At 42.0% G+C, this 1929-nt stretch carries 1 protein-coding gene; it reads right to left on the bottom strand.

The features are described 5' to 3' along the window. Positions 1-518 precede the first annotated feature (518 nt). A complete protein-coding gene (locus M3202_RS21915) occupies positions 519-1802 on the bottom strand; it encodes an IS110 family RNA-guided transposase (RefSeq protein WP_003320755.1) in 1284 nt (427 codons plus the stop codon). Between the last annotated feature and the right edge of the window lie 127 nt (positions 1803-1929).

Genomic DNA, 1929 nt, shown 5'->3' with positions numbered 1-1929 from the left:
CCTCCCTCAATAAAGTTTAATTTTCTCGCTAATACTCGTGTATTCTCCAAATTTCACTAACACCAAATAGTAATCTCACCAGTACTACTGGATAGAAGTAGAACGAATTAAAATTTCTTACAGGGGATAATCCATCCTAACGTCCAAACTGGTATAGTTTGGTAATTGAGTAGTATGACCGTGCCTATAAATCTCCACGCTACTCACGGTCGCTAACCCTCCCATGTCTCTCCGGATTGGTATCCATACCTTCCTTCGTCCTGCGTATCCATGAGGTGGAGGTCGGATAAGCTCCTTTGCTGGGTCATAAGCCCGTATGGTGAAAATAAACTCCGACTCTGCACTATTGGTGTTTGTTATTTGTAAGTATACAGATGATGCACGGCTTTACATGGAGTGGCGGGCATGGTAGGCTTCCTTAGCCATGGGCGAATCATTGGATGACTCGCCGCTTCGCCAAGGAGCCATGCCCGCAGAGGCTCCGTGTCAAGCCACTTTGGGTGATCTGCTTTCTAAGGTTACACTGCCTGTAATCCATCCATTTGAGGAATATCTTTTATTAATCTTGAACCATCAAATTCACACTGTTTTTGACCAATGACAAACAACACACGTAGTAACTTACAACACAAGGCAATCAAAGATTGTTGCTTTTTCAAAGGGCGTTCAGGGCGTTTGGTGTAATAGTGATGCAGGGCTTTAAATGTTGAATTATGGGCGACAAGGGGACGAATCGCTAAATATAAGGCTCGGCGTAATCGTTTCCTTCCTCGCTTTGTAATCCTTGTTTGCCCTTTAAATTTACCTGAACTGTGCTCACGTAATGATAGCCCTGCTAAGTTCACTAATTGTTGAGGATGAGAGTACTTTGAAATGTCCCCAACTTCCGCAAAGAATAATCCAACAGTCACCGCCCCTAAGCCTGGAATTTTCATCATTTGTTGGGCACCAGGTAATGTTTCAACGATGGCTTCTAATTCCTGATCCAACTCTTCTAATTGCCGCTTAAAAAGCTCATACTGCTCAATAAGATTCTTCAGTTCACACTTGGCAAATTTCAAGCCTACTTCAATTCCAATGCTCTTTTTGGCTGTTTCTACAAGCTTCGTTGCGCGCTTAATGCCAACTCCTCGTTGGACATACGGTTTCCATTCTTGAAGAACCCTCTCTGGTGTCTTTTTATGAATATCAGAGGGGAACGGAAACAGCTTTAAGGTACAGAGAGCGGCTTTGCCTTCCCAATCTCCAAACACATCGAAAAACTCTGGAAAGTAGCGTTGAATCACATTTTGAATGCGACCTTCTGTGATCATTAATTGTTCAGTAAGCTGATCTCGAATTTTTACGCATTCTCTTAGTTCCGCATATATGCCATCTAAGAGGTTTGGTACAGAGTATCGCCCATCTTTGATTAACTGGGCGATCACTTTTGCGTCTTTCGTATCGTTTTTCGTTGGAGAATTGTCATCAAGTTCTTTACTTTTCTTAACGTGCATTGGGTTCACGACGACAAAGTCGTAACCTTTTGCCGTTAGATAGTAAGCAAGACTCTTCCAATAATGTCCTGTTGGTTCTACGCCAAAAATGACGTGATTCTTCTTGTGTTTTTCTTGGTGTTGCTTTACCCACTCAACGAGGGCTTCAAAGCCAAAGATTCGATTTTCAAAGATCAAACGCTTTCCAAAGTCTAATCCACGATCATCTTGAGCACGTGCGACATGTTTGTCTTTGGCAATATCAATGCCAATAATGAGAGTTGATGGTGTGATTTGCGAGATTTTGTGATTTTGAGTATAATTCATTACGAGTCCTCCTTGGTTACTAATTTAAGGGTCCATTTTTGCTTCGAAGCTTTGGACACCTCGTATAATACCAAGAGGGCTCTTTTTTGTTCAATCCTCAAATTTCTTCATTACAGGAATGCTCCTT

This window comes from Halalkalibacter oceani, assembly GCF_023715605.1.
Lineage (GTDB): Bacteria > Bacillota > Bacilli > Bacillales > Bacillaceae_D > Halalkalibacter > Halalkalibacter oceani.
The sequence above is the reverse complement of the archived record's forward strand: the minus strand, read 5'-3'. Positions and strand labels throughout refer to the sequence as shown.